The sequence below is a fragment of the Geodermatophilus sabuli genome (genome assembly GCF_010686765.1).
In the GTDB taxonomy this organism is placed as follows: Bacteria; Actinomycetota; Actinomycetes; order Mycobacteriales; family Geodermatophilaceae; genus Geodermatophilus; species Geodermatophilus sabuli_A.
This window is the reverse complement of record NZ_JAAGWF010000003.1, coordinates 199344-217296: the sequence shown is the minus strand read 5'-3', so window position 1 is coordinate 217296 and position 17953 is coordinate 199344. Positions and strand designations below refer to the sequence as shown.

The 17953-nt window shown below is 74.0% G+C and carries 20 protein-coding genes and 1 tRNA gene; 14 read left to right on the top strand and 7 right to left on the bottom strand.

All coding sequences use genetic code 11. From position 1 onward, the window contains the following. From xerD to scpB, 5 genes are all read left to right on the top strand, one after another. A partial coding sequence (gene xerD, locus GCU56_RS02850; protein ID WP_440588727.1) for a site-specific tyrosine recombinase XerD occupies window positions 1-960 on the top strand: 960 nt, incomplete at its 5' end. Between the two features lie 215 nt (window positions 961-1175). After that, window positions 1176-2084 carry an AAA family ATPase gene (locus GCU56_RS02845; RefSeq protein ID WP_163479984.1) on the top strand — a complete coding sequence of 303 codons (909 nt, stop codon included), beginning with the start codon at window positions 1176-1178 and terminating at the stop codon, window positions 2082-2084. Window positions 2085-2157: 73 nt separating this feature from the next. Beyond that, a complete protein-coding gene (locus tag GCU56_RS02840; RefSeq protein WP_163479983.1) occupies window positions 2158-2658 on the top strand; it encodes a hypothetical protein in 501 nt (166 codons plus the stop codon). Between the two features lie 31 nt (window positions 2659-2689). Continuing rightward, window positions 2690-3514, top strand: coding sequence for a segregation/condensation protein A (locus GCU56_RS02835; RefSeq protein WP_163479982.1), 825 nt, complete (start codon window positions 2690-2692; stop codon window positions 3512-3514). After that, window positions 3511-4344, top strand: coding sequence for an SMC-Scp complex subunit ScpB (gene scpB, locus GCU56_RS02830; protein ID WP_163479981.1), 834 nt, complete (start codon window positions 3511-3513; stop codon window positions 4342-4344). The genes GCU56_RS02835 and scpB overlap by 4 nt, the downstream gene beginning before the upstream one ends. 9 nt (window positions 4345-4353) lie before the next feature. Here the strand turns inward: scpB and GCU56_RS02825 are convergent, their stop codons facing one another. Beyond that, on the bottom strand, window positions 4354-5160 hold the full coding sequence (locus tag GCU56_RS02825) for an alpha/beta fold hydrolase (protein WP_163479980.1): 807 nt from the start codon (window positions 5158-5160) through the stop codon (window positions 4354-4356). Window positions 5161-5251: 91 nt separating this feature from the next. Here GCU56_RS02825 and GCU56_RS02820 point away from each other — a divergent pair, with 91 nt between their 5' ends. From GCU56_RS02820 to GCU56_RS02780, 9 genes are all read left to right on the top strand, one after another. Next, on the top strand, window positions 5252-5671 hold the full coding sequence (locus GCU56_RS02820) for a hypothetical protein (RefSeq protein WP_163479979.1): 420 nt from the start codon (window positions 5252-5254) through the stop codon (window positions 5669-5671). Window positions 5672-5731: 60 nt separating this feature from the next. Further along, on the top strand, window positions 5732-6574 hold the full coding sequence (locus tag GCU56_RS02815; RefSeq protein WP_163479978.1) for a pseudouridine synthase: 843 nt from the start codon (window positions 5732-5734) through the stop codon (window positions 6572-6574). A gap of 43 nt (window positions 6575-6617) precedes the next feature. Further along, window positions 6618-8018: a xylulokinase gene (gene xylB / locus GCU56_RS02810; protein WP_163479977.1), complete on the top strand. Its 1401-nt coding sequence runs from the start codon at window positions 6618-6620 to the stop codon at window positions 8016-8018. Continuing rightward, on the top strand, window positions 8015-8932 hold the full coding sequence (locus GCU56_RS02805) for an aldose 1-epimerase family protein (RefSeq protein WP_163479976.1): 918 nt from the start codon (window positions 8015-8017) through the stop codon (window positions 8930-8932). The genes xylB and GCU56_RS02805 overlap by 4 nt, the downstream gene beginning before the upstream one ends. A gap of 90 nt (window positions 8933-9022) precedes the next feature. Further along, window positions 9023-9385, top strand: coding sequence for a chorismate mutase (aroH, locus tag GCU56_RS02800; RefSeq protein WP_163479975.1), 363 nt, complete (start codon window positions 9023-9025; stop codon window positions 9383-9385). After that, window positions 9382-10083: a (d)CMP kinase gene (gene cmk, locus GCU56_RS02795; protein WP_163479974.1), complete on the top strand. Its 702-nt coding sequence runs from the start codon at window positions 9382-9384 to the stop codon at window positions 10081-10083. The genes aroH and cmk overlap by 4 nt, the downstream gene beginning before the upstream one ends. After that, window positions 10080-11426, top strand: a complete 1347-nt coding sequence (der, locus tag GCU56_RS02790; RefSeq protein WP_163479973.1) for a ribosome biogenesis GTPase Der — start codon at window positions 10080-10082, stop codon at window positions 11424-11426. Before cmk ends, der begins: the two co-directional genes overlap by 4 nt. Window positions 11427-11498: 72 nt before the next feature. Then, on the top strand, window positions 11499-12380 hold the full coding sequence (locus GCU56_RS02785; RefSeq protein ID WP_163479972.1) for an alpha/beta fold hydrolase: 882 nt from the start codon (window positions 11499-11501) through the stop codon (window positions 12378-12380). Between the two features lie 99 nt (window positions 12381-12479). Next, window positions 12480-12553 (top strand) — tRNA-Pro (locus GCU56_RS02780). 219 nt (window positions 12554-12772) lie between these two features. On the opposite strand, the gene GCU56_RS02775 is transcribed toward GCU56_RS02780, so the two are convergent. The 6 genes from GCU56_RS02775 to GCU56_RS02750 all read right to left on the bottom strand — a co-directional run bounded on the left by GCU56_RS02775 (window position 12773) and on the right by GCU56_RS02750 (window position 17887). After that, window positions 12773-13945 carry a tyrosine-type recombinase/integrase gene (locus tag GCU56_RS02775; protein WP_204331328.1) on the bottom strand — a complete coding sequence of 391 codons (1173 nt, stop codon included), beginning with the start codon at window positions 13943-13945 and terminating at the stop codon, window positions 12773-12775. 81 nt (window positions 13946-14026) lie between these two features. Further along, complete coding sequence (locus GCU56_RS02770; protein ID WP_163479970.1) at window positions 14027-14335, bottom strand: helix-turn-helix domain-containing protein; 309 nt, start codon at window positions 14333-14335, stop codon at window positions 14027-14029. Between the two features lie 208 nt (window positions 14336-14543). Next, the gene (locus GCU56_RS02765; protein ID WP_239521650.1) at window positions 14544-14714 is read right to left on the bottom strand and encodes a hypothetical protein; all 171 of its coding nucleotides are present in this window, start codon (window positions 14712-14714) and stop codon (window positions 14544-14546) included. A gap of 712 nt (window positions 14715-15426) precedes the next feature. Beyond that, on the bottom strand, window positions 15427-16140 hold the full coding sequence (locus GCU56_RS02760) for an SDR family oxidoreductase (protein ID WP_163479969.1): 714 nt from the start codon (window positions 16138-16140) through the stop codon (window positions 15427-15429). 154 nt (window positions 16141-16294) lie between these two features. After that, window positions 16295-17287: an NADP-dependent oxidoreductase gene (locus GCU56_RS02755; RefSeq protein ID WP_163479968.1), complete on the bottom strand. Its 993-nt coding sequence runs from the start codon at window positions 17285-17287 to the stop codon at window positions 16295-16297. A 156-nt stretch (window positions 17288-17443) separates the two neighbouring features. Continuing rightward, window positions 17444-17887 carry a winged helix-turn-helix transcriptional regulator gene (locus GCU56_RS02750; RefSeq protein ID WP_163479967.1) on the bottom strand — a complete coding sequence of 148 codons (444 nt, stop codon included), beginning with the start codon at window positions 17885-17887 and terminating at the stop codon, window positions 17444-17446. Window positions 17888-17953: the final 66 nt, after the last annotated feature.

Genomic DNA, 17953 nt, shown 5'->3' with positions numbered 1-17953 from the left:
GGGCAGAGCCTGACGACAGCGGCTCCTGCCACCGACGTGGGCCGGGTGGTCAGTGGCTATCTCGACCACCTCACGGTGGAGCGCGGGCTGGCCGCGAACACGATCGCCTCCTACCGCCGCGACCTGCGCCGCTACACCGAGTTCCTCGACACCGCGGGCGTGCACCGCCTGGCCGAGGTCGCCGAGACCGACGTCGCCGCCTTCCTCGCCGCGCTGCGCCGCGGGGACGACGACCACCCGCCCCTCTCGGCGACGTCCGCGGCCCGCGCGGTCGTCGCCGTCCGGGGGTTGCACCGCTTCGCCCTGCTCGACGGGCTGGTTCCCGACGACGTGGCGCACGAGGTCCGCCCCCCGGCGCCGGCCCGGCGGCTGCCCAAGGCCATCCCGGTCGAGTCGGTGGTGGCCCTCATCGAGGGGGCGGGTGCCCTCGAGGGGCCGCGCGGACTGCGCGACCGGGCGCTGCTGGAGCTGCTGTACGGCACCGGCGCGCGGATCTCCGAGGCCGTGGGGCTGGCCGTCGACGACCTCGACCGGGGGCAGTCGGTGGTGCGGCTGGCGGGCAAGGGCGGCAAGGAGCGGCTGGTCCCGGTGGGCAGCTACGCCCTGCGCGCGGTGGAGGACTACCTGGTGCGCGCCCGGCCGGCGCTCGCGGCCACCGGCCGTGCCGGGGTCCGTGGCGGCGCGCTGTTCCTCAACGCCCGCGGCGGCCGGCTGTCACGGCAGAGCGCCTGGTCGATCCTGCGAACGGCGGCGGAGCGCGCCGGCCTGACGGCGGAGGTCTCCCCGCACACCCTGCGCCACTCGTTCGCCACCCACCTGCTCGACGGCGGGGCCGACGTCCGCGTCGTGCAGGAGCTGCTGGGCCACGCCTCGGTGACCACCACCCAGGTCTACACACTGGTCACCGTGGACCGGCTCCGCGAGGTCTACGCGAGCAGTCACCCGCGTGCACTGACCTGACAGCCCAGCGAGCGGCGACTGGGCTGATGTTGCCATGGGTTTCGGCTCAACGACGCCGATGTGTTGGCAGTGGTCGCCAAGTCGACATCTCGTCCGGCGTGCCTCCTCGGTTCTCCGGCTCCCTCTCCCTAGCGTCGGGCTCACCCGGGCGGCAGAACCGCTGACCGCACCCTGGCTGCACAGCCGGGACGGGGACGAGTGGAGGCAACGAAGCGATGGCGATCCGAGGGGACGCGGCCGGCCCGGCCGTCGCGCTCGCGACCGACACCGGACCCGAGATGGGTGCCGCTGCCTCGCGGCTGGACCCGGCCCGGGCGCGGATGCGCCCGCTGCCCGAGCCCAAGCCGCTCACGCAGCGCGGTCCGGCCCGCATCATCGCGATGTGCAACCAGAAGGGCGGCGTCGGCAAGACGACGTCCACGATCAACCTGGGTGCCGCACTCGTCGAGTACGGCCGCAAGGTGCTGCTCATCGACCTCGACCCGCAGGGTGCCCTGTCGGTCGGGCTCGGCGTGCCGGCGCAGAACATGGACCGCACGGTCTACAACGCGCTCATGGAGCGGCGGACGACGCTGGCCGACGTCCGGGTGTCCACCGACATCCCCGGGCTGGACCTGGTCCCCAGCAACATCGACCTGTCCGCCGCCGAGGTCCAGCTGGTCAGCGAGGTGGCCCGTGAGCAGACGCTGCTGCGGGTGATCGACGACGTCCGCGACGAGTACGACTACATCCTCATCGACTGCCAGCCCTCGCTCGGCCTGCTCACCGTGAACGCGCTGACCGCCGCCCAGGGCGTGATCATCCCGCTGGAGTGCGAGTTCTTCTCGCTGCGCGGGGTGGCCCTGCTGGTCGACACGATCGAGAAGGTCAAGGAGCGGCTCAACCCGGGCCTGGAGATCTCCGGGATCCTCGCCACGATGTACGACTCCCGGACGGTGCACTGCCGCGAGGTGTTCAGCCGGGTCGTGGAGGCCTTCGGCGACACCGTCTTCCTGACCGTCATCCAGCGGACCGTGCGCTTCCCGGAGACCACCGTCGCCGGCCAGCCGATCACCACCTGGGCGCCGACGTCGTCGGGTGCGGCGGCCTACCGCGACCTGGCGAAGGAGGTCATCGCACTGTGACCGAGCTCGCGAGGGCACACAGTGACGCAGGACCTCGGGGCACGCGCCCGACGAGCGCCAGCGAGGAGGAAGCGTGACCCGCCGTCCCGTGCTGCCGGGCGCCGCCGAGCTGTTCCGCCGCACCGACGCCGCCTCCGCCGTCCCCGAGGTCACCGAGCTGCCCAGCATCAGCGCGACCGTCAGCTCCCCGGCGCTGCGCGCCGGTGCGACCGGCCGCCGGGGCGACGCGGACGCCGAGACCGCCGCGCCGCTGACCCTGGTCGCCGGCGGCGGCGACCAGGGCGACCCGCTGGCCGGCTACCGGTCGGCCGCACCCGCCCCGGCCGTTCCGGCCCGCCCCACCCGCGGGCGCGCCCAGCGCGCCGAGCGGACCCGGCACGACGAGAAGATCACCGTGTACATCTCGGCCGACGAGCTGCTCGCCCTCGAGAGCGCCCGGCTGTCGCTGCGGGCCGAGCACGGGCTGGCCGCCGACCGCGGCCGCATCGTGCGCGAGGCGATCGCCGTGCTGCTGGCCGACCTGGGCGAGAACGGCGCCGACTCGGTGCTGGTCCGCCGGCTCAAGAAGAACTGAGGACGAGGTCCGCTCACTAGGCTCGGGCTCCGTGGTCGGCGTGGCGAGTGGGCAGCCGAACCGGTTCACCGTCCGGCTGACCAACTTCGAGGGCCCGTTCGACCTGCTGCTGCAGCTGATCGGGAAGCACCAGCTCGACATCACCGAGATCGCGCTGTCGACGGTCACCGACGAGTTCATCGCCCACCTGCGCGCGCTCGGGGACGAGCTGGACCTCGACCAGGCCAGCGAGTTCCTCGTCGTGGCCGCCACGCTGCTCGACCTGAAGGCCGCCCGGCTGCTGCCGGCCGCCGACGTCGAGGACGCCGACGACCTCGAGCTGCTCGAGGCCCGCGACCTGCTCTTCGCCCGGTTGCTGCAGTACAGGGCCTACAAGCAGGCGGCGGCCTTCCTGCGCGAGCGCGAGGCCACCGCCGTCCGCCGGTTCCCGCGCGACGTCGGCCTCGAGCCGCGGTTCGCCGACCTGCTGCCCGAGGTGCTGCTCGGCGTCACCCCGGAGGCCTTCGCCGCGCTCGCCACCCGCGTGCTGACGCCGAAGGCCCCGCCGGTGGTGAGCGTGTCGCACCTGCACGCGCCGGCGGTGAGCGTCGCCGAGCAGCTGCTGCTGGTCCGCACCCGGCTGATGGCGTCGGGCACGACGACCTTCCGGGCACTGTCGGCCGACTGCGAGCACACCCTCGAGGTGGTTGCCCGGTTCCTGGCCCTGCTCGAGCTCTACCGTCAGCAGCGGGTCACCTTCGAGCAGCTGACCCCGCTGGGAGAGCTGCACGTGCGCTGGATCGGGGGCGACCGCCCGGTGGACGACGAGGACCCCGCCGCCGACCGCTACGACGGCCCGGACGAGGGGGACACGTGAGCGAGGAGGACCACCGGCCCATCTCCTGGGAGGCGCTGGCCGCGGAACTGGCCGCCGGCCGGGCCGAGGCCGAGGAGCGGGGCGAGGCGGACCCGGCCACCTGGGACGCCGTCGCCGCCGAGCTGGCCGCCCGCGTCGCCGAGCGGCCCCCGCCGGCGGCCGAGCCGGCGCCCGTGGCCGAGCCGGCCCCCCTGCCGGCGCCCGTGCAGGTCCAGGCGCCAGAGCCCACCGCCGACCCGGTGCAGCCGCCCGAGGCCGACGCCGTGGCCGAGGCCGAGGCGGACCCCGCCGTCCTGCGGGCCGGCCTGGAGGCACTGCTGTTCGTCGTGGACGGCCCGGTCGACGACGTCACGCTGGCCGCGGCGCTGCGTGCCCCGGTGCCGCGGGTGCGCGCCGCGCTGGCCGAGCTGGCCGGGGACTACGACCGCCGCGGCGCCGGCATCACGCTGCGCCGGGTGGGGGAGGGCTGGCGGCTCTACACCCGCGAGGAGCACGCCGAGGTCGTCGAGCGCTACCTCGTCGACGGCCAGCGCAGCCGGCTCACCCAGGCCGCGCTGGAGACCCTCGCCGTCATCGCCTACCGCCAGCCGGTCACCCGGGCCCGGGTGGCGGCGATCCGCGGGGTCGGGGTGGACGGCGTCATGCGGACGCTGCTCTCGCGGGGGCTGGTGCGGGAGGTCGGCAGCGACCCCGACAGCGGCGGGGGTCTGTACGCGACGACCCCGCTGTTCCTGGAGCGGCTGGGGCTCAGCGGCCTCGACGAGCTGCCCGAGCTCGGCCCGCTGCTGCCGGAGCCGTCGTCCCTGCTCGACGAGCACCTCGGCGGCTGAGTCGCACGCTCAGCCGAGGGAGGCCAGGAAGGCCGTGACGTCGGCCGCGAGGCGCTCCGGCTGCTCCCACAGGACGAGGTGCCCGGTCCCGGCGTAGCGGACCCAGCGGGCACCGGGGACGGCGGCGACCAGGGCCCTCGCCTGCTCGGCGCCCAGCGCGGTGTCGGCGTCGCCGCTGACGACGAGGGTGGGCGCGGTGATCGTGCCGCCGTCGGTCGGTGGCCGGGATGCGACGAACCCGGCCAGGGAGGACCGCCACACCGCGGCCGGGAGCCGGCACCCCTCGGCCACCATCAGGTCCACGAACTCCGGCGGGACGACGGCGAGGTCGGTCAGCCCCGCGGTGAGGACGCGGACCACGGCGGGCGGCACGGGATCGGTCAACCGGTCGACCGTCTCGGCGAACGGCGGGCGGGGGCCACTCAGGTCGCGGGGCGCGCCGGCCAGCACCAGCCCGGCGACCCGGTCGGCGGCGGCGACGGCGACCTGCTGGGCCACGTACCCGCCGCTGGAGGCCCCCACCAGGACCGCGCGGGGCAGGTCGAGGGCGTCCAGGACGGCCACGACGTCGGCGGCGAGCGAGGGCAGGTCGTAGCCACCGGCCGCCCGGTCGGCGTCCCCGTGCCCCCGGAGGTCGACCGCGACGGCGTACACCGACCGGGGCAGGAGTGGCTGGAGGCGGCCGAACTCGCGCCGGGACGCCGCCCAGGAGTGCAGCAGCAGGACCGCGGGTCGCCCGCGCGGGTCCCCCGACCGGGTCCAGCCGGTGGTGAGACCCGTCGACAGGAGCGCGCGGCCCTCGCGAGCGGGCTCCATGCCGGCGGAGGCTAGCCCCGCCGACGCCGGTCCCCACCCGATCGGGTTCCCCGGAGCGACCCGGCCGGCGATCGGCGGTTACGGTCTGACGATGCGCCGATCACTGTCCGTCCGTTCCGCCGGGGTCCCCCTCGCCCTCGCCGCCCTGCTGCTCGCCGGCTGCGGCTCGTCGGAGGAGGAGCAGCGCCAGGAGGCGTTCTGCGAGAACGTGCCCGACCTGCTCGAGGACGTCACCACCGACCTGCAGGGCGTGACGGCCACCCCGGAACAGGCGCCGGAGATGGTCGGGGACGCCGTCGAGCGACTCGAGGCCGTCGACCCGCCCGAGGGCGTGGCCGACGACTGGCAGGCGCTGGTCGAGGCGTGGAGCGGCATGCGCGACCTGCTCGAGCAGGTCGACCTGACCGATCCCTCGGCCAACACTGAGTTCGCCGCCGAGGCCCAGCAGTTGCAGTCCGACCTGGTCTCCACCGGCAGCGCCGTCGACGAGTACGGCCAGGAGAACTGCTGACCGCCGTCTCCTCCCGGCAGGGCGGGAACGACCGTCCCGCCGGGTGGGAGACTGGCGGGGATGAACACCGCCCCGCACGACGAGAACCCCACCGACGCCGGCGAGGGCTGGTCGGAGGACATGGAGCTGGCCCCCGCCCACCCCGGTGACCGCGAGCCCGCGGACGCCGACGGCGAGCGGGAGGGCGAGCGCCTGCAGAAGGTGCTGGCCCGGGCGGGGGTCGGGTCGCGCCGCGTCTGCGAGGACATGATCGACGCCGGCCGGATCAGCGTGAACGGCCGCACCGTCGCCGTCCAGGGCATGCGGGTGGACCCGCGCCGCGACAAGATCGCCGTGGACGGGGCCCGGCTGGAGCTCCGCGACGACCGGGTCACCTACGCCCTCAACAAGCCCTCGGGTGTCGTCACCGCGATGAGCGACGACCGGAACCGGCCCTGCGTCGGGGACATGGTCGGCGACCTCGCCAAGGGCCTGGTGCACGTCGGCCGGCTCGACCAGGACACCGAGGGTCTGCTCCTGGTCACCAACGACGGCGAGCTCGCCCACCGGCTGGCCCACCCGTCGTTCGAGGTGCGCAAGACCTACCTGGCCCAGGTGTCGGGCTCCGTGCCGCGCGACCTGGGCAAGCGGCTGCGCGGCGGGGTCGAGCTCGAGGACGGGCCGGTCCGGGTCGACTCGTTCGCGGTGGTCGACACCCACGCCGGCCAGTCGGTGGTGGAGGTGGTCCTGCACGAGGGCCGCAAGCACATCGTCCGCCGGCTGCTGGCGCACGTCGGGCTGCCCGTGTCCCGGCTGACCCGGACCGCGGTCGGCCCGGTCCGGCTGGAGCGCATGCGGTCGGGCTCGATCCGCCGGCTCACCCGCGCCGAGGTGGGCGCGCTGCAGGAGGCCGTCGGTCTCTGACCCGGCGCGCCCCGCCGCCCGGCGGATCCGGTAGGCAGTCCCCATGACACTGGTGGCCGGGGTCGACACCTCGACGCAGGCGTGCAAGGTCGTGGTCCGCGACGCCGACAGCGGCGTCCTCGTCCGCGAGGGCCGGGCGCCGCACCCGGCGGGCACCGAGGTCGACCCCGCCGCGTGGGCGGCGGCGCTGGACCGGGCGGTGGCGCAGGCCGGTGGGCTGGACGACGTCGCCGCGATCGCCGTCGGCGGCCAGCAGCACGGCATGGTCTGCCTCGACGAGGACGGGACGGTGGTCCGCCCCGCGCTGCTGTGGAACGACACCCGGTCGGCGCAGGCCGCGCGCGACCTCACCGCCGAGCTCGGTGGCGGGCAGGCGTGGGCCGACGCGGTGGGCCTGGTGCCGGTCGCCTCGTTCACCGTCACCAAGCTGCGCTGGCTGGCCGAGCACGAGCCGGAGAGCGCGGCGCGGACGGCCGCGGTCTGCCTGCCGCACGACTGGCTGACCTGGCAGCTGGCCGGGGGGGCCGACCTGGACCGGCTGGTCACCGACCGCGGGGACGCCAGCGGCACCGGCTACTGGTCACCGGCCACCGGCGCCTACCGGCCCGACCTGCTCCGGCGGGCGCTGGGACATGACGCCCGGGTGCCGCGGGTGCTCGGCCCCGCCGAGCCGGCCGGCCCGTCGGCGGGCGGGGCGGTCCTGGGCCCGGGCACCGGTGACAACGCCGCGGCCGCGCTGGGACTGGCCGCCGAGCCCGGCGACGTCGTCTGCTCGATCGGGACGTCCGGGGTGGTCTCCATCGTCTCCACCACCCCGGCCGCCGACCCGACCGGCACCGTCGCCGGCTTCGCCGACGCCACCGGGCACTACCTGCCGCTGGTGGCCACGCTCAACGCCGCCCGGGTGCTCGACGCGACGGCCCGGCTGCTCGGCGTGGACCACGCCGAGCTGTCCCGGCTCGCGCTGTCCGCGCCGCCCGGCGCCGGTGGCCTGGTGCTCGTCCCCTACCTGGAGGGCGAGCGCACCCCCGACCGGCCGCACGCCACCGGTGCCCTGCACGGGCTCACCCTGGCCACCAGCGACCCGGCCCACCTGGCCCGGGCCGCCGTCGAGGGCCTGCTCTGCGGCCTCGCCGACGGGCTGGACGCGGTCGCGGCGGTCGGGACGCCGGTCCGCCGGGTGCTGCTCGTCGGCGGCGGCGCCCGCTCGGAGGCGGTCCGCCGGCTGGCCCCCGCCGTCCTGGGCGTGCCCGTCCTCGCGCCGCCGCCGGGGGAGTACGTGGCCGACGGCGCGGCCCGGCAGGCCGCCTGGGTGCTCGCCGGGGGAGAGCATCCGCCGCAGTGGGCGCTGCCCGGCACCGAGGTGCACGAGGCCGACCCGGTGCCGCAGGTCCGCGAGCGCTACGCGCAGGTCCGCGACCTCACCGCCGAGCGGCTCGGATGACCCGCCCGCCGACGGGGGAGCAGTTCGTCCTGCGCTCCGGCGACGCGGAGGTCACCGTGGTCGAGGTCGGTGGCGGGCTGCGCACCTACCGCTGCGGCGACCGCGAGGTCCTCGACGGCTACGACGCCGGCGAGGCGGCGACCGACGGACGGGGGCAGGTGCTCGCGCCGTGGCCCAACCGGTTGCGCGACGGCGCCTACTCCTGGGACGGCGGGCAGCACCGGACGCCGGTCACCGAGCCCGAGCGCGGCACCGCCCTCCACGGCCTGGTCCGCTCCGTCGCCTGGTCGGCGACCGGGCGGGCCGCCGACCGGGTGGTGCTGAGCTGCGTGCTGCACCCGCAGCCGGGCTATCCGTTCACCCTCCGCCTGCAGGTGGCCTACGAGCTGTCCGCCGCCGGCCTGCGGGTGACCACCACCGCGACCAACGACGGCGACCGCCCGCTGCCCTACGGGGAGGGCCACCACCCCTACCTGGCCGCCGGGCCGGGACTGCGGGTCGACGACTGCACCCTGGTCGCGCCCGGCGCCGTCCGGCTGGAGACCGACGACCGCGGGATCCCCACCGGCGCGGTCCCGGTGGCGGACACGGCGTACGACCTGCGCACCGGCCGCCCGGTCGGCGACCTGGTCCTCGACTCGTGCTCCACCGACCTGGACCGCGATGCGGACGGGCTGGCCTGGGTGCGGCTCACCGCGCCGGACGGCCGGGGGGCGGCGGTGTGGATGGATGCGGGCTACCGCTACCTGCAGCTGTTCACCGGCGACGTGCTGCCCGCGCCGCGCCGGCGCCGCGGGCTGGCGGTCGAGCCGATGACCTGCCCGCCGAACGCGCTGCAGACCGGCGAGGGAGTCGTGCGGCTCGCCCCGGGGGAGTCGACGACGGCCGCCTGGGGCATCCGGCCGCTGCGCTGACGGCGCGGCCGGAGGCGGGTGGCGGCGCCTCCCTAGACTCGACCGAGGGGCACGGCGATCCGCGCCCCGCATCGATCGAGGAGAGTGGTAGTGGCCGTCCGAGCCATCCGCGGCGCGACGCAGGTCGACGCCGACGACCGGCAGGAGATCCTCGACGCGACCCGGGAACTGGTCAGCGCGGTGATCGAGCGCAACGAACTCGACACCGCCGACCTGATCAGCATCCTCTTCACGTCGACCCCGGACCTCGTCTCGGAGTTCCCGGCGCTGGCCGCCCGTGAGCTCGGCCTCGGCGACGTCCCGCTGATGTGCGCGACCGAGATCGGCGTCCCGCACGCGCTGCCGCGGGTGCTGCGGCTGATGGCGCACGTGGAGACCGACCGGCCGCGGTCGGAGGTCGCGCACGTGTACCTGCGCGGTGCCGTGGCCCTGCGACGGGACATCGCCCAGTGAGCGGCGACGTTTCGTCCGGGTTCCTGGGACAGATCACGCTGGACGGGCCGTCGGGGACGGGGAAGTCCAGCGTCGCCCGCTCGGTCGCCGCCCGCCTGGGCGCGGCCTACCTCGACACCGGCGCGATGTACCGGGCCGCGACCGTCGCCGTCCTGGACGCCGGCATCGACCCCGAGGACGCCGAGGCGGTGGCCCGCGTGGTCGCCGAGGCCCGGATCGAGGTGGGCACCTCGGCCGGCACCGAGCTGGTGGAGGTCGACGGCGTCGACGTCGCCGTCCGCATCCGCGGCGCCGAGGTCACCCGCGCGGTGTCGGCGGTCTCCGCCGTCCCCGCGGTGCGCCGCCGGCTGGTCGACCAGCAGCGGGCGCTGGTGGAGGCGGCCGACGCCGTCGTCGTGGAGGGGCGTGACATCGGCACCGTCGTCCTGCCCGACGCGACGCTCAAGGTCTACCTGACCGCCGCGCCGGAGGCCCGGGCCCAGCGGCGGGCGGCGCAGCTGGGCCTGCGCACCGCCGACGAGGTGGCCGCGCTCGCCGTCGACCTGCGCCGGCGCGACGAGTACGACAGCAGCCGCGCCGACAGCCCGCTGCGCCCGGCCGCGGACGCCGTCGTCGTCGACAGCACCGACCTGTCCCAGGAGGGCGTGGTGGACCGCGTCGTCGAGCTGGCCCGCTCCGCCGTGGGAGCCCGGCGATGACCGAGGGGACCGGCGCGCCGCTGCCGGTGGTGGCGGTCGTCGGCCGGCCCAACGTCGGCAAGTCGACGCTGGTCAACCGCATCCTGGGCCGGCGCGCCGCGGTGGTGCAGGACGTGCCCGGCGTGACCCGCGACCGGATCACCTACGAGGCGCTCTGGAACGGCAAGCGCTTCACCGTGGTCGACACCGGTGGCTGGGACCCCAAGGCCGAGGGCCTGGGCGCCTCGATCAGCCGGCAGGCCGAGTACGCCATGAAGACCGCCGACGTCATCGTGCTGGTGGTCGACAGCGCGGTCGGCGCGACCGAGACCGACCTGGCGGCCGCGCGGATCCTGCGGCGCAGCCAGCAGCCGGTGATCGTCGTGGCCAACAAGGTGGACGACGAGCGCAGCGAGGCCAACGCGGCCGAGCTGTGGTCACTCGGCCTCGGGGAGCCGCAGCCGGTGAGCGCGCTGCACGGCCGGGGGAGCGGGGACCTGCTCGACCTGATCCTCGACGCCATGCCGGAGGCGCCCCGCGAGCAGCTCGAGGAGGGCGGCCCACGCCGGGTGGCGCTGGTCGGGCGGCCGAACGTGGGCAAGTCCAGCCTGCTCAACCGGCTCGCGAAGGACGAGCGGTCGGTCGTCGACTCGGTCGCGGGCACCACCGTCGACCCGGTGGACTCGATCGTCGTCCTCGGCGGCGAGGAGTGGCGCTTCGTCGACACCGCGGGCCTGCGGCGCAAGGTGAACACCGCCAGCGGCATGGAGTACTACGCCAGCCTGCGGACCGAGGCCGCCATCCAGGCCGCCGAGGTCGCGGTCGTGCTGCTGGCCGCCGACGAGGTGATCAGCGAGCAGGACCAGCGGGTCATCACCCAGGTCATCGAGTCCGGGCGGGCGCTCGTGCTGGCCTTCAACAAGTGGGACACCCTCGACGAGGACCGGCACGCCCAGCTCGAGCGGGAGATCGACCGCGACCTCGCCCGGGTCAAGTGGGCCAGCCGGGTCAACATCTCCGCTGCGACCGGCCGGGGTGTGAACAAGCTGGCGCAGCACCTGCGCGACGCGCTCGCGTCGTGGGAGACGCGGGTGCCGACGGCGGAGCTGAACACCTACGTGCGGGCCCTCGTCCAGGAGACACCGCCGCCGGCGCGGGGCGGGCGCGCGCCGAAGATCAAGTACGTGACGCAGGCCGACGTCCGGCCGCCGCGGTTCGTCGTGTTCTCCACCGGGTTCCTCGAGGCCGGCTACCGCCGGTTCCTGGAGCGCAAGCTGCGCGAGCGGTGGGGCTTCGACGGGACGCCGATCGACATCTCGATCAAGGTCCGCGAGGGACGCGGGAACGAGCGGCCCAAGGGCTGAGCGATGAGTTCGGGTGGGGGCGGGGGTCTGCCGAGGCGAGATCCCCCACCCGAACTCCGCCGGAGGCCCCCGATGAGCACCACCGACGCGCCCGCCCTGCAGACGCAGACCCTGGAGGTCCCCGGGGCGGTGCTCACCTACGACGTCCGGCCGGGCCCGTCGGGCTCCCCGGTCCTCGTGATGATCGGCTCCCCGATGGGGGCCGCGGGGTTCACCACCCTGTCCGCCTCGTTCACCGACCGCACCGTGGTCACCTACGACCCGCGGGGCGTCGAGCGCAGCCGGCGCACCGACGGCGCGGGCGTGTCCACACCCGAGGAGCACGCGGACGACCTGCACCGGCTGATCGCGGTGCTGGACGCCGGGCCGGTGGACCTCTTCGCGTCCAGCGGGGGAGCGGTCAACGCGCTGGTGCTGGTGGCGCGGCACCCGGGGGACGTCCGCACCCTCGTGGCGCACGAGCCGCCCGCGGCAGCGGCCCTGCCGGACCGGGAGGAGGCGTTGGCGGCCTCCCGGCACGTGCACGACGTCTACCAGCAGCGCGGCACGGGCGCGGGCATGGCCGAGTTCATCCGGCTGGTCAGCCACCGGGGCCCGGTGCCGGCCGACTGGGCCGAGCAGCCGGCCGCCGACCCGGCCGCCTTCGGCCTGCCGACCGAGGACGACGGCTCCCGGGACGACGTGATGCTCGGGCAGAACCTGGTGTCGTGCAGCCACCACGAGCACGACTTCGCCGCCCTCGGCTCGACCTCGACGCGGATCGTCATCGGCGTGGGCGCGGGCTCCGACGGCGAGCTGGCGCACCGGGGCGGGGAGGCCGTGGCCGCGCGGATCGGTGTCCGCACGGTCGAGTTCCCCGGGGACCACGGCGGGTTCCTGGGCGGCGAGTACGGCCAGACGGGCGAGCCGGAGGCATTCGCGGCCGCGCTGCGCAGGGTGCTCGACGAGGAGTGAGGCCGGCGGACCGGACGCCGCCGACCACCGGGCGGGACGGCGCACGGGGTGCGGTAACCTGCTCCTGCAGCGACCGGGGGGTGCGAACCGCCCGGCGCTCGGGCTGTAGCGCAGCTTGGTAGCGCACTTGACTGGGGGTCAAGGGGTCGCAGGTTCAAATCCTGTCAGCCCGACAGCGGGAAACCGCAGCTCAGGGGCCGTATCCGGAGAGATCCGGAACGGCCCCTGACCGCTTCCCGGGGCGGTTTGACCACCATTTTGACCACCATTAGCCGACCCCAAGTGGGCTGCGGCTGACTGCTGCGAGCGCCGGGTCGAGGCCGCGGTGGCTGTTCGCGGCGGGTCCGACGGTCACGGAGAGCGACGGCAGCTTGGGGTGGTTGCGGGTTGGGCTACCGGTCGAAGGCGTCGCCGAGCGTGTCCATGGCCTGGCGGGCGACGTCGGGGGAGACGTGACCGTAGATGTCGCCGGTGATCGCGATCGACGAGTGGCCGAGGATGTCCGAGACCACCTTGAGCGGGACGCCCCTCGTGAGCATCACGCTGGCTGCCGAGTGCCGGAGCGTGTGCAGCCCGGCGTGCGGAAGGCTGGCCTTCGTCGCGGCGGCGCGCAGGGCGCGGAGGGCGTTGCGGGGATCGCAGGGCTCGCCGAACTCGGTGGTGAAGACGAAGCCCGTCTGCCGCCACGCCGAGCCGGCCAGTCGTCGCTCCTCCGCCTGCGCGGCGTGCACGCGGCGGAGCACCCCTTCGGCCGGCTCGGAGATCGGTACGAAGCGCTTGGACCTGGCGGTCCTGGGCTCGGTGACGGTCAGCTCGCCGTCGATCCGCGACAGGGTGCCCCGCACCCGCAGCAGGCCCTTGGCCAGGTCGACGTCCGACCACTGCAGCGCCAGTGCTTCGCCGCGGCGGAGGCCGGTGTGGACGAGGAGCACGAATAGGGGCGCGTAGCGGCTGCCCTCGGCCGCGCGGAGCAGCTCGGCAACCTGGGCGGGTGTGAGGTGCGGCGCCTCCTTGGCCGTGACCTTGGGCCGCCGGATGGCCGCAGCCGGGTTGGCCGCCAGCGCACCGTCACGGACGGCGGTGTCCAGGACGGCGCGCAGGATCGTGTACGTCGAGCGGATGGTCGACTCGGCAAGGCCCTTGCGGCGGAGCTCGACGACCCAGCCCTCGACGTGGGACGGCCGGACCCTGTCGAGGGTCACGCCGGCGAGGGAGCTGCCGAGGATGTGGGTTCGGGCGACGCCGGCGTACATGACCTTGGTGTTGCGCTTGCGCTCGGACGCCTGTAGCGAGGTGTCGATCCAGTGCAGGGTGAAGGCCGCGACCGTCTCCCGCCGGTCTCGGGCGGGCTGACCGCCCTCCACCCTCCTGCGGATCTCGGCGGCCTTGTCGCGTGCCTCCTGGGCGGTGTCGCCGTAGACGGTGTGGCGGCTGGCCCTTCCGACGTCGTCGGTGACGCGGAGGTTGATCTGCCACCGCCCGTCGGGTCGGCGGCGCGGGGTCGACCCCTCGCTGTTGCCGCGTCGCCGCGCCGACGATGAGGGTTTCCCTCTGGGTGGACTCACTGGCCGGCTCCTCCGTCGCCGCTCCCGGCGACGACGAGTGTCAGGGGCGACGCCCCGCATATGACGGCTGGTCCACAGACGTCACGGGACGTCCGGCGGGCTGTGGACGAGGTCGAACAGGCCGCCTTGGTCCGTGGTAATGGCCCTGCTGCGTCGACGTTCGCGCTCGGCCGGGGGAGCTGGAGGAGACTGCAGACGGTTCACATAGCGCTCGAGTTCGCCCCGCGACAGCCGGCAGCTGCGTCCGATGTGTACGGGCCGCAGGTCCCCCGACTTCATGAGCGCGTAGATGGTGGTGCGCCCGATGCGGAGGATCTGGGCGGCTTCCTCTGGGGTCAGGAGGAGCGAGTCGCTCGCCAGCACGTCCCGGAGGCGCTGCGGATCGCCCATGTCGTCAACTCCCGAGTCCGTCATGCGTCAGGCCGCCATTCCGGTGGCCTGCCGGCCCGGTGGCTGCGTGCTCCCGCATCCGACGATGGGGGAGAAGTCCCCGGGCCTTCTCCAGTTCTGCCGGCCAGGTCGACAGCGCTGGCTCCAGGCAGCCGGCCGACGACTGGAGATTCGCCCCGGTCTACTGCAGAACTTCTGGAGACCCAGGTCAGCGCACGTCGGGTGCGCCGGTCAGGCGTGCGCGTCGCCGGTAGGCCTGCAGCACCTTCTCCAGTTGCCGCGCGAGCGCGGGCAGGTCGCGGTCGTAGACGCGACCGTCGCTGACTTGGCCGACGAGCTCCTCGAGAAGCTGTGGCCAGTCCCGCCGCGTCGGGGCCAAGGGGACGTGGACCTTGACCAGTCTCTCGACAACCTGGACCGGTGGTCGGTTCGACTTCGTGGCCCGTGTCTGCTCCCAAGCCCGGTGTCGGCAGGTGGCCGAACACCACTTGGGGATCGGTCCACGGCTGTTCGGGCTGATCGGTCCACCGCACCACCCACAGGTCCGCGCCGCGGCTCGTCGCTCGCGACCGGCCGCCCCAGCGTCGGGCGCTTTCGCGGCCTTGGTGGTCTGCGTTTGCTCCGCCCGCTGATGCCGCCGGGACTCCTGCTCCCGCCGTTGCCTCTCACGTTCACGCTGCCGTGCTCGGTATCCGGGGCTCCCGCTGTTTCCCATGCCAATGACCCTGCAGATAAGCCTTCAGTGACTCGTCACCACGAGTTCCGGGACCTGAGGTGCAAGAGGTGTGTGGCAGTTGATCTTGACGGTTCTCCGGTGTTCGAACAGGCGAGGCCCGAGCCGCATGGGGATCCAATCGGGGCCGTGGAGAGTGTCTTTGGTTCGGGGTGCTGGTCGGCGCAGCGTGCCGGCGCACCGAGGGTCGCGGTCCGGTGGTCGACAGTTCGGCTAGGCGCTCCGCCGGATCGGGGGCCGTCCCGGGCTCCGCGATCGCCCGTGACTCTGGTCCCGGTTGCGCCGCGATCGCTGTCCAACGATCCGGCGTGGCGCTGACCTGCTCGCGGCGGGACCGCCCCGGCACCCCGGAGTCGGGTCAGGCGGTCGTGGCCCTCAACTGCGGGTAGACCTTCTCGACCGGGAGACTGAGTCCGGCCTTGGCCCGAACGGAGCCTTCGTCGGCGAGGACCTCGTACCGTCCGGCTTCGACTGCGTCGAAGACGGTGCGCACGAGGTCCGCAGGCTGCGTCTTCGGCTGGGGCGCGTGGGCCGCCATGGCAGTGTCGACGTAGCCGACGTGGACGCCCACCACGTGCACGCCGTGCGGGGCGAGTTCCAGGCGCAGCGAGTTGGTCGCCGACCACAGCGCTGCCTTGGTGGCGCTGTAGACCCCTGCGACGGCGTACCAGCTCAGCAGCGAGTGCACCTGGACGAGGGTCGACTCGTCCTTGCTCGTCAGGATCGGGGCGAAGGCGCGGGCCAGGAACAGTGGACCGAGGAAGTTGGTCTCGACGTTGGTGCGGATCTCCTCGTCGGTGTGAGTGAGGATCCGGGGGCTGGACGTGGAGACGCCCGCGTTGTTGATCAGGACGCTCACGTCCGGGGCGGTGTCGGCGGCGGCCTGGATGGACGCGGGGCTCGTGACGTCGAGGGGCAGCGGCACGATGCGATCGTCGTCCCAGGTGCGAGGGCTGCGGGCGCTGGCGTAGACCTTCGCGGCACCGTGCTCCAGGGCTTCCTGGACGAAATGGGTTCCGATGCCGCCGTTGGCTCCGGTGACGAGGACGACCGCTCCGTTGAGTGAGGGCATGGGCTCTTCCTGTGTGGGGCGGGGCTTGCGGAATGCTGTGCGCGTCCAGGGGTGATCGGCGGCGGTCCCGGCCTCGCCGGTGGGCGCGCCGGCTCGAGCGGCGTCGAGGTCGCCCGCCGGACTGTGCGGGCGCTGCGGAGCGGGACGCCCTCGCTCAGCGTGTGACGACGATCTTGCCGTTGGCCCGGCCCTGCTCGACGTACGCCATGGCCTCGAGGGTCTCCTCGAAGGGGAAGGTGCGGTCGAGCACCGGCCGCAGCGTGCCACTGTCGTAGAGCGCGGCCAGTTCCTCGAGCTGCGCGCCGTTCGCTCTCATGAAGAAGAACACGTACCGCACGCCCAGTTGCTTTGCTCGCTTGCGCACCTTACGGCTGAGCAGCGCCATCACCGGGGCCAGGATCGGCTGTCCGAGCTGGGCGGCGAAGGAGGGGTCGGGTGGGCCGGCGACGCTGATGGCGAGGCCGCCCCGCCGGAGGACCGTCAGGGACTTCTCCAGATTGGTGCCGCCGAGTGAGTCCAGGACGACGTCGTATCCGGAGAGCACCTCGGCGAAGTCCCGTTCGGTGAAGTCGATGACCTCGTCGGCGCCCAGAGCGCGCACTCTCTCGAGGTCGCCGGTGCGTGCTGTGGTGGCCACGTGGGCGCCCAGATGCTTGGCGACCTGGATGACCGTCGAGCCGAGGCCGCCGGCTCCGGCGTGGACGAGCACCTTCTGGCCGGGCTCGACGTGGGCGAGGTCGAGGAGCGTCTGCCACGCCGCCAGAGCGACGAGGGGTACGGCGCCGGCCTCGTCGAACGACAGGGACCGCGGCTTGAGTGCGACGTCGTCCGCGTCGATCGCGATGAATTCGGCGAAGGTCCCGATGCGAAGGTCGCGGGGCCTTGCATACACCTCGTCGCCGACCGTGAAGGCACGCACATCTGTGCCGACCTCGGTCACGACACCGGCGACGTCGTGACCCAGGATGAACGGTGGCCGGTACTTCAGCAGTCGCTTGAACTCCCCGTTGCGGACCATCTTGTCCAGGGGGCTGATGCCGGCCGCGCGGACTTGAACCAGAACATCACGGTGGCCCACGGTGGGCTGGGGAACGTCCGCGGCCCGGAGTCCGTCCGTGCCGTAGGAATCGACGATGAACGCCTTCATGCGAGCCTGCCCCTGCTTCCGTAGCGGTGTGGTGAGGCGTGTCGATCGCGGAGTTCTCATGTCATGAGCCCGCCGAACCGCGTGGTGGCCCGTTCAGCGACCCTGCTACCGCCGTGGACCGTGCCGGGGGAGTCGGAGACGTCGCGCTTCCGGAGGTCACGAGCTCGCGGCGAACCGCTTCGTGACGTCCGCAGCATCGACAACCTCTCCGCAGGCCCGGCATGAGACCTCGGGAATCAGGCGGTGCCCGCAGTCGTGCTCGAGGATCAGTGGCGGCCCGTCGGGACCGGCGAGGTGCTCGTCACCCCACCTCAGCAAGGTCAGGACGACCGGGTAGAGCTCACGGCCGGCGGCAGTGAGGTGGTATTCGAAGCGCTGGGGGTGGTCGCTGTACTGGCGACGCTGCAGGACGCCGGAGTCAACCAGGGTGCGCAGACGGGCAGTCAGGGTGTCCCGCGGTGCGCCGGTGCGTCGAACCATCTCGTCGAAGCGGCGGTTGCCCAGGAAGACCTCGCGGACCGCCAGTAGCGCCCACTTCTCGCCGACCACCTCGAGGGTGCGGGCCATGGAGCAGACACGGGGTTCCGTCGGTGCGGCCATGACGCCAGCGTACCGCTGTCAGTCCGAAATCTGGACGGACCCATCCAGACCGGCTACGGTGCATCC

Bases quoted from the DNA above. Each gene is read 5' to 3' on its own strand.
- GCU56_RS02815 (WP_163479978.1), top strand. From the start codon at position 5,732: ATGAACACCGCCCCGCACGACGAGAACCCCACCGACGCCGGCGAGGGC.
- der (WP_163479973.1), top strand. From the start codon at position 10,080: ATGACCGAGGGGACCGGCGCGCCGCTGCCGGTGGTGGCGGTCGTCGGC.
- GCU56_RS02755 (WP_163479968.1), bottom strand. From the start codon at position 17,287: ATGAAGGCGTTCATCGTCGATTCCTACGGCACGGACGGACTCCGGGCC.
- GCU56_RS02750 (WP_163479967.1), bottom strand. From the start codon at position 17,887: ATGGCCGCACCGACGGAACCCCGTGTCTGCTCCATGGCCCGCACCCTC.
- GCU56_RS02805 (WP_163479976.1), top strand. From the start codon at position 8,015: ATGACCCGCCCGCCGACGGGGGAGCAGTTCGTCCTGCGCTCCGGCGAC.
- GCU56_RS02785 (WP_163479972.1), top strand. From the start codon at position 11,499: ATGAGCACCACCGACGCGCCCGCCCTGCAGACGCAGACCCTGGAGGTC.
- GCU56_RS02760 (WP_163479969.1), bottom strand. From the start codon at position 16,140: ATGCCCTCACTCAACGGAGCGGTCGTCCTCGTCACCGGAGCCAACGGC.
- GCU56_RS02770 (WP_163479970.1), bottom strand. From the start codon at position 14,335: ATGGGCGATCCGCAGCGCCTCCGGGACGTGCTGGCGAGCGACTCGCTC.
- GCU56_RS02825 (WP_163479980.1), bottom strand. From the start codon at position 5,160: ATGGAGCCCGCTCGCGAGGGCCGCGCGCTCCTGTCGACGGGTCTCACC.
- GCU56_RS02845 (WP_163479984.1), top strand. From the start codon at position 1,176: ATGGCGATCCGAGGGGACGCGGCCGGCCCGGCCGTCGCGCTCGCGACC.
- GCU56_RS02820 (WP_163479979.1), top strand. From the start codon at position 5,252: ATGCGCCGATCACTGTCCGTCCGTTCCGCCGGGGTCCCCCTCGCCCTC.
- xylB (WP_163479977.1), top strand. From the start codon at position 6,618: ATGACACTGGTGGCCGGGGTCGACACCTCGACGCAGGCGTGCAAGGTC.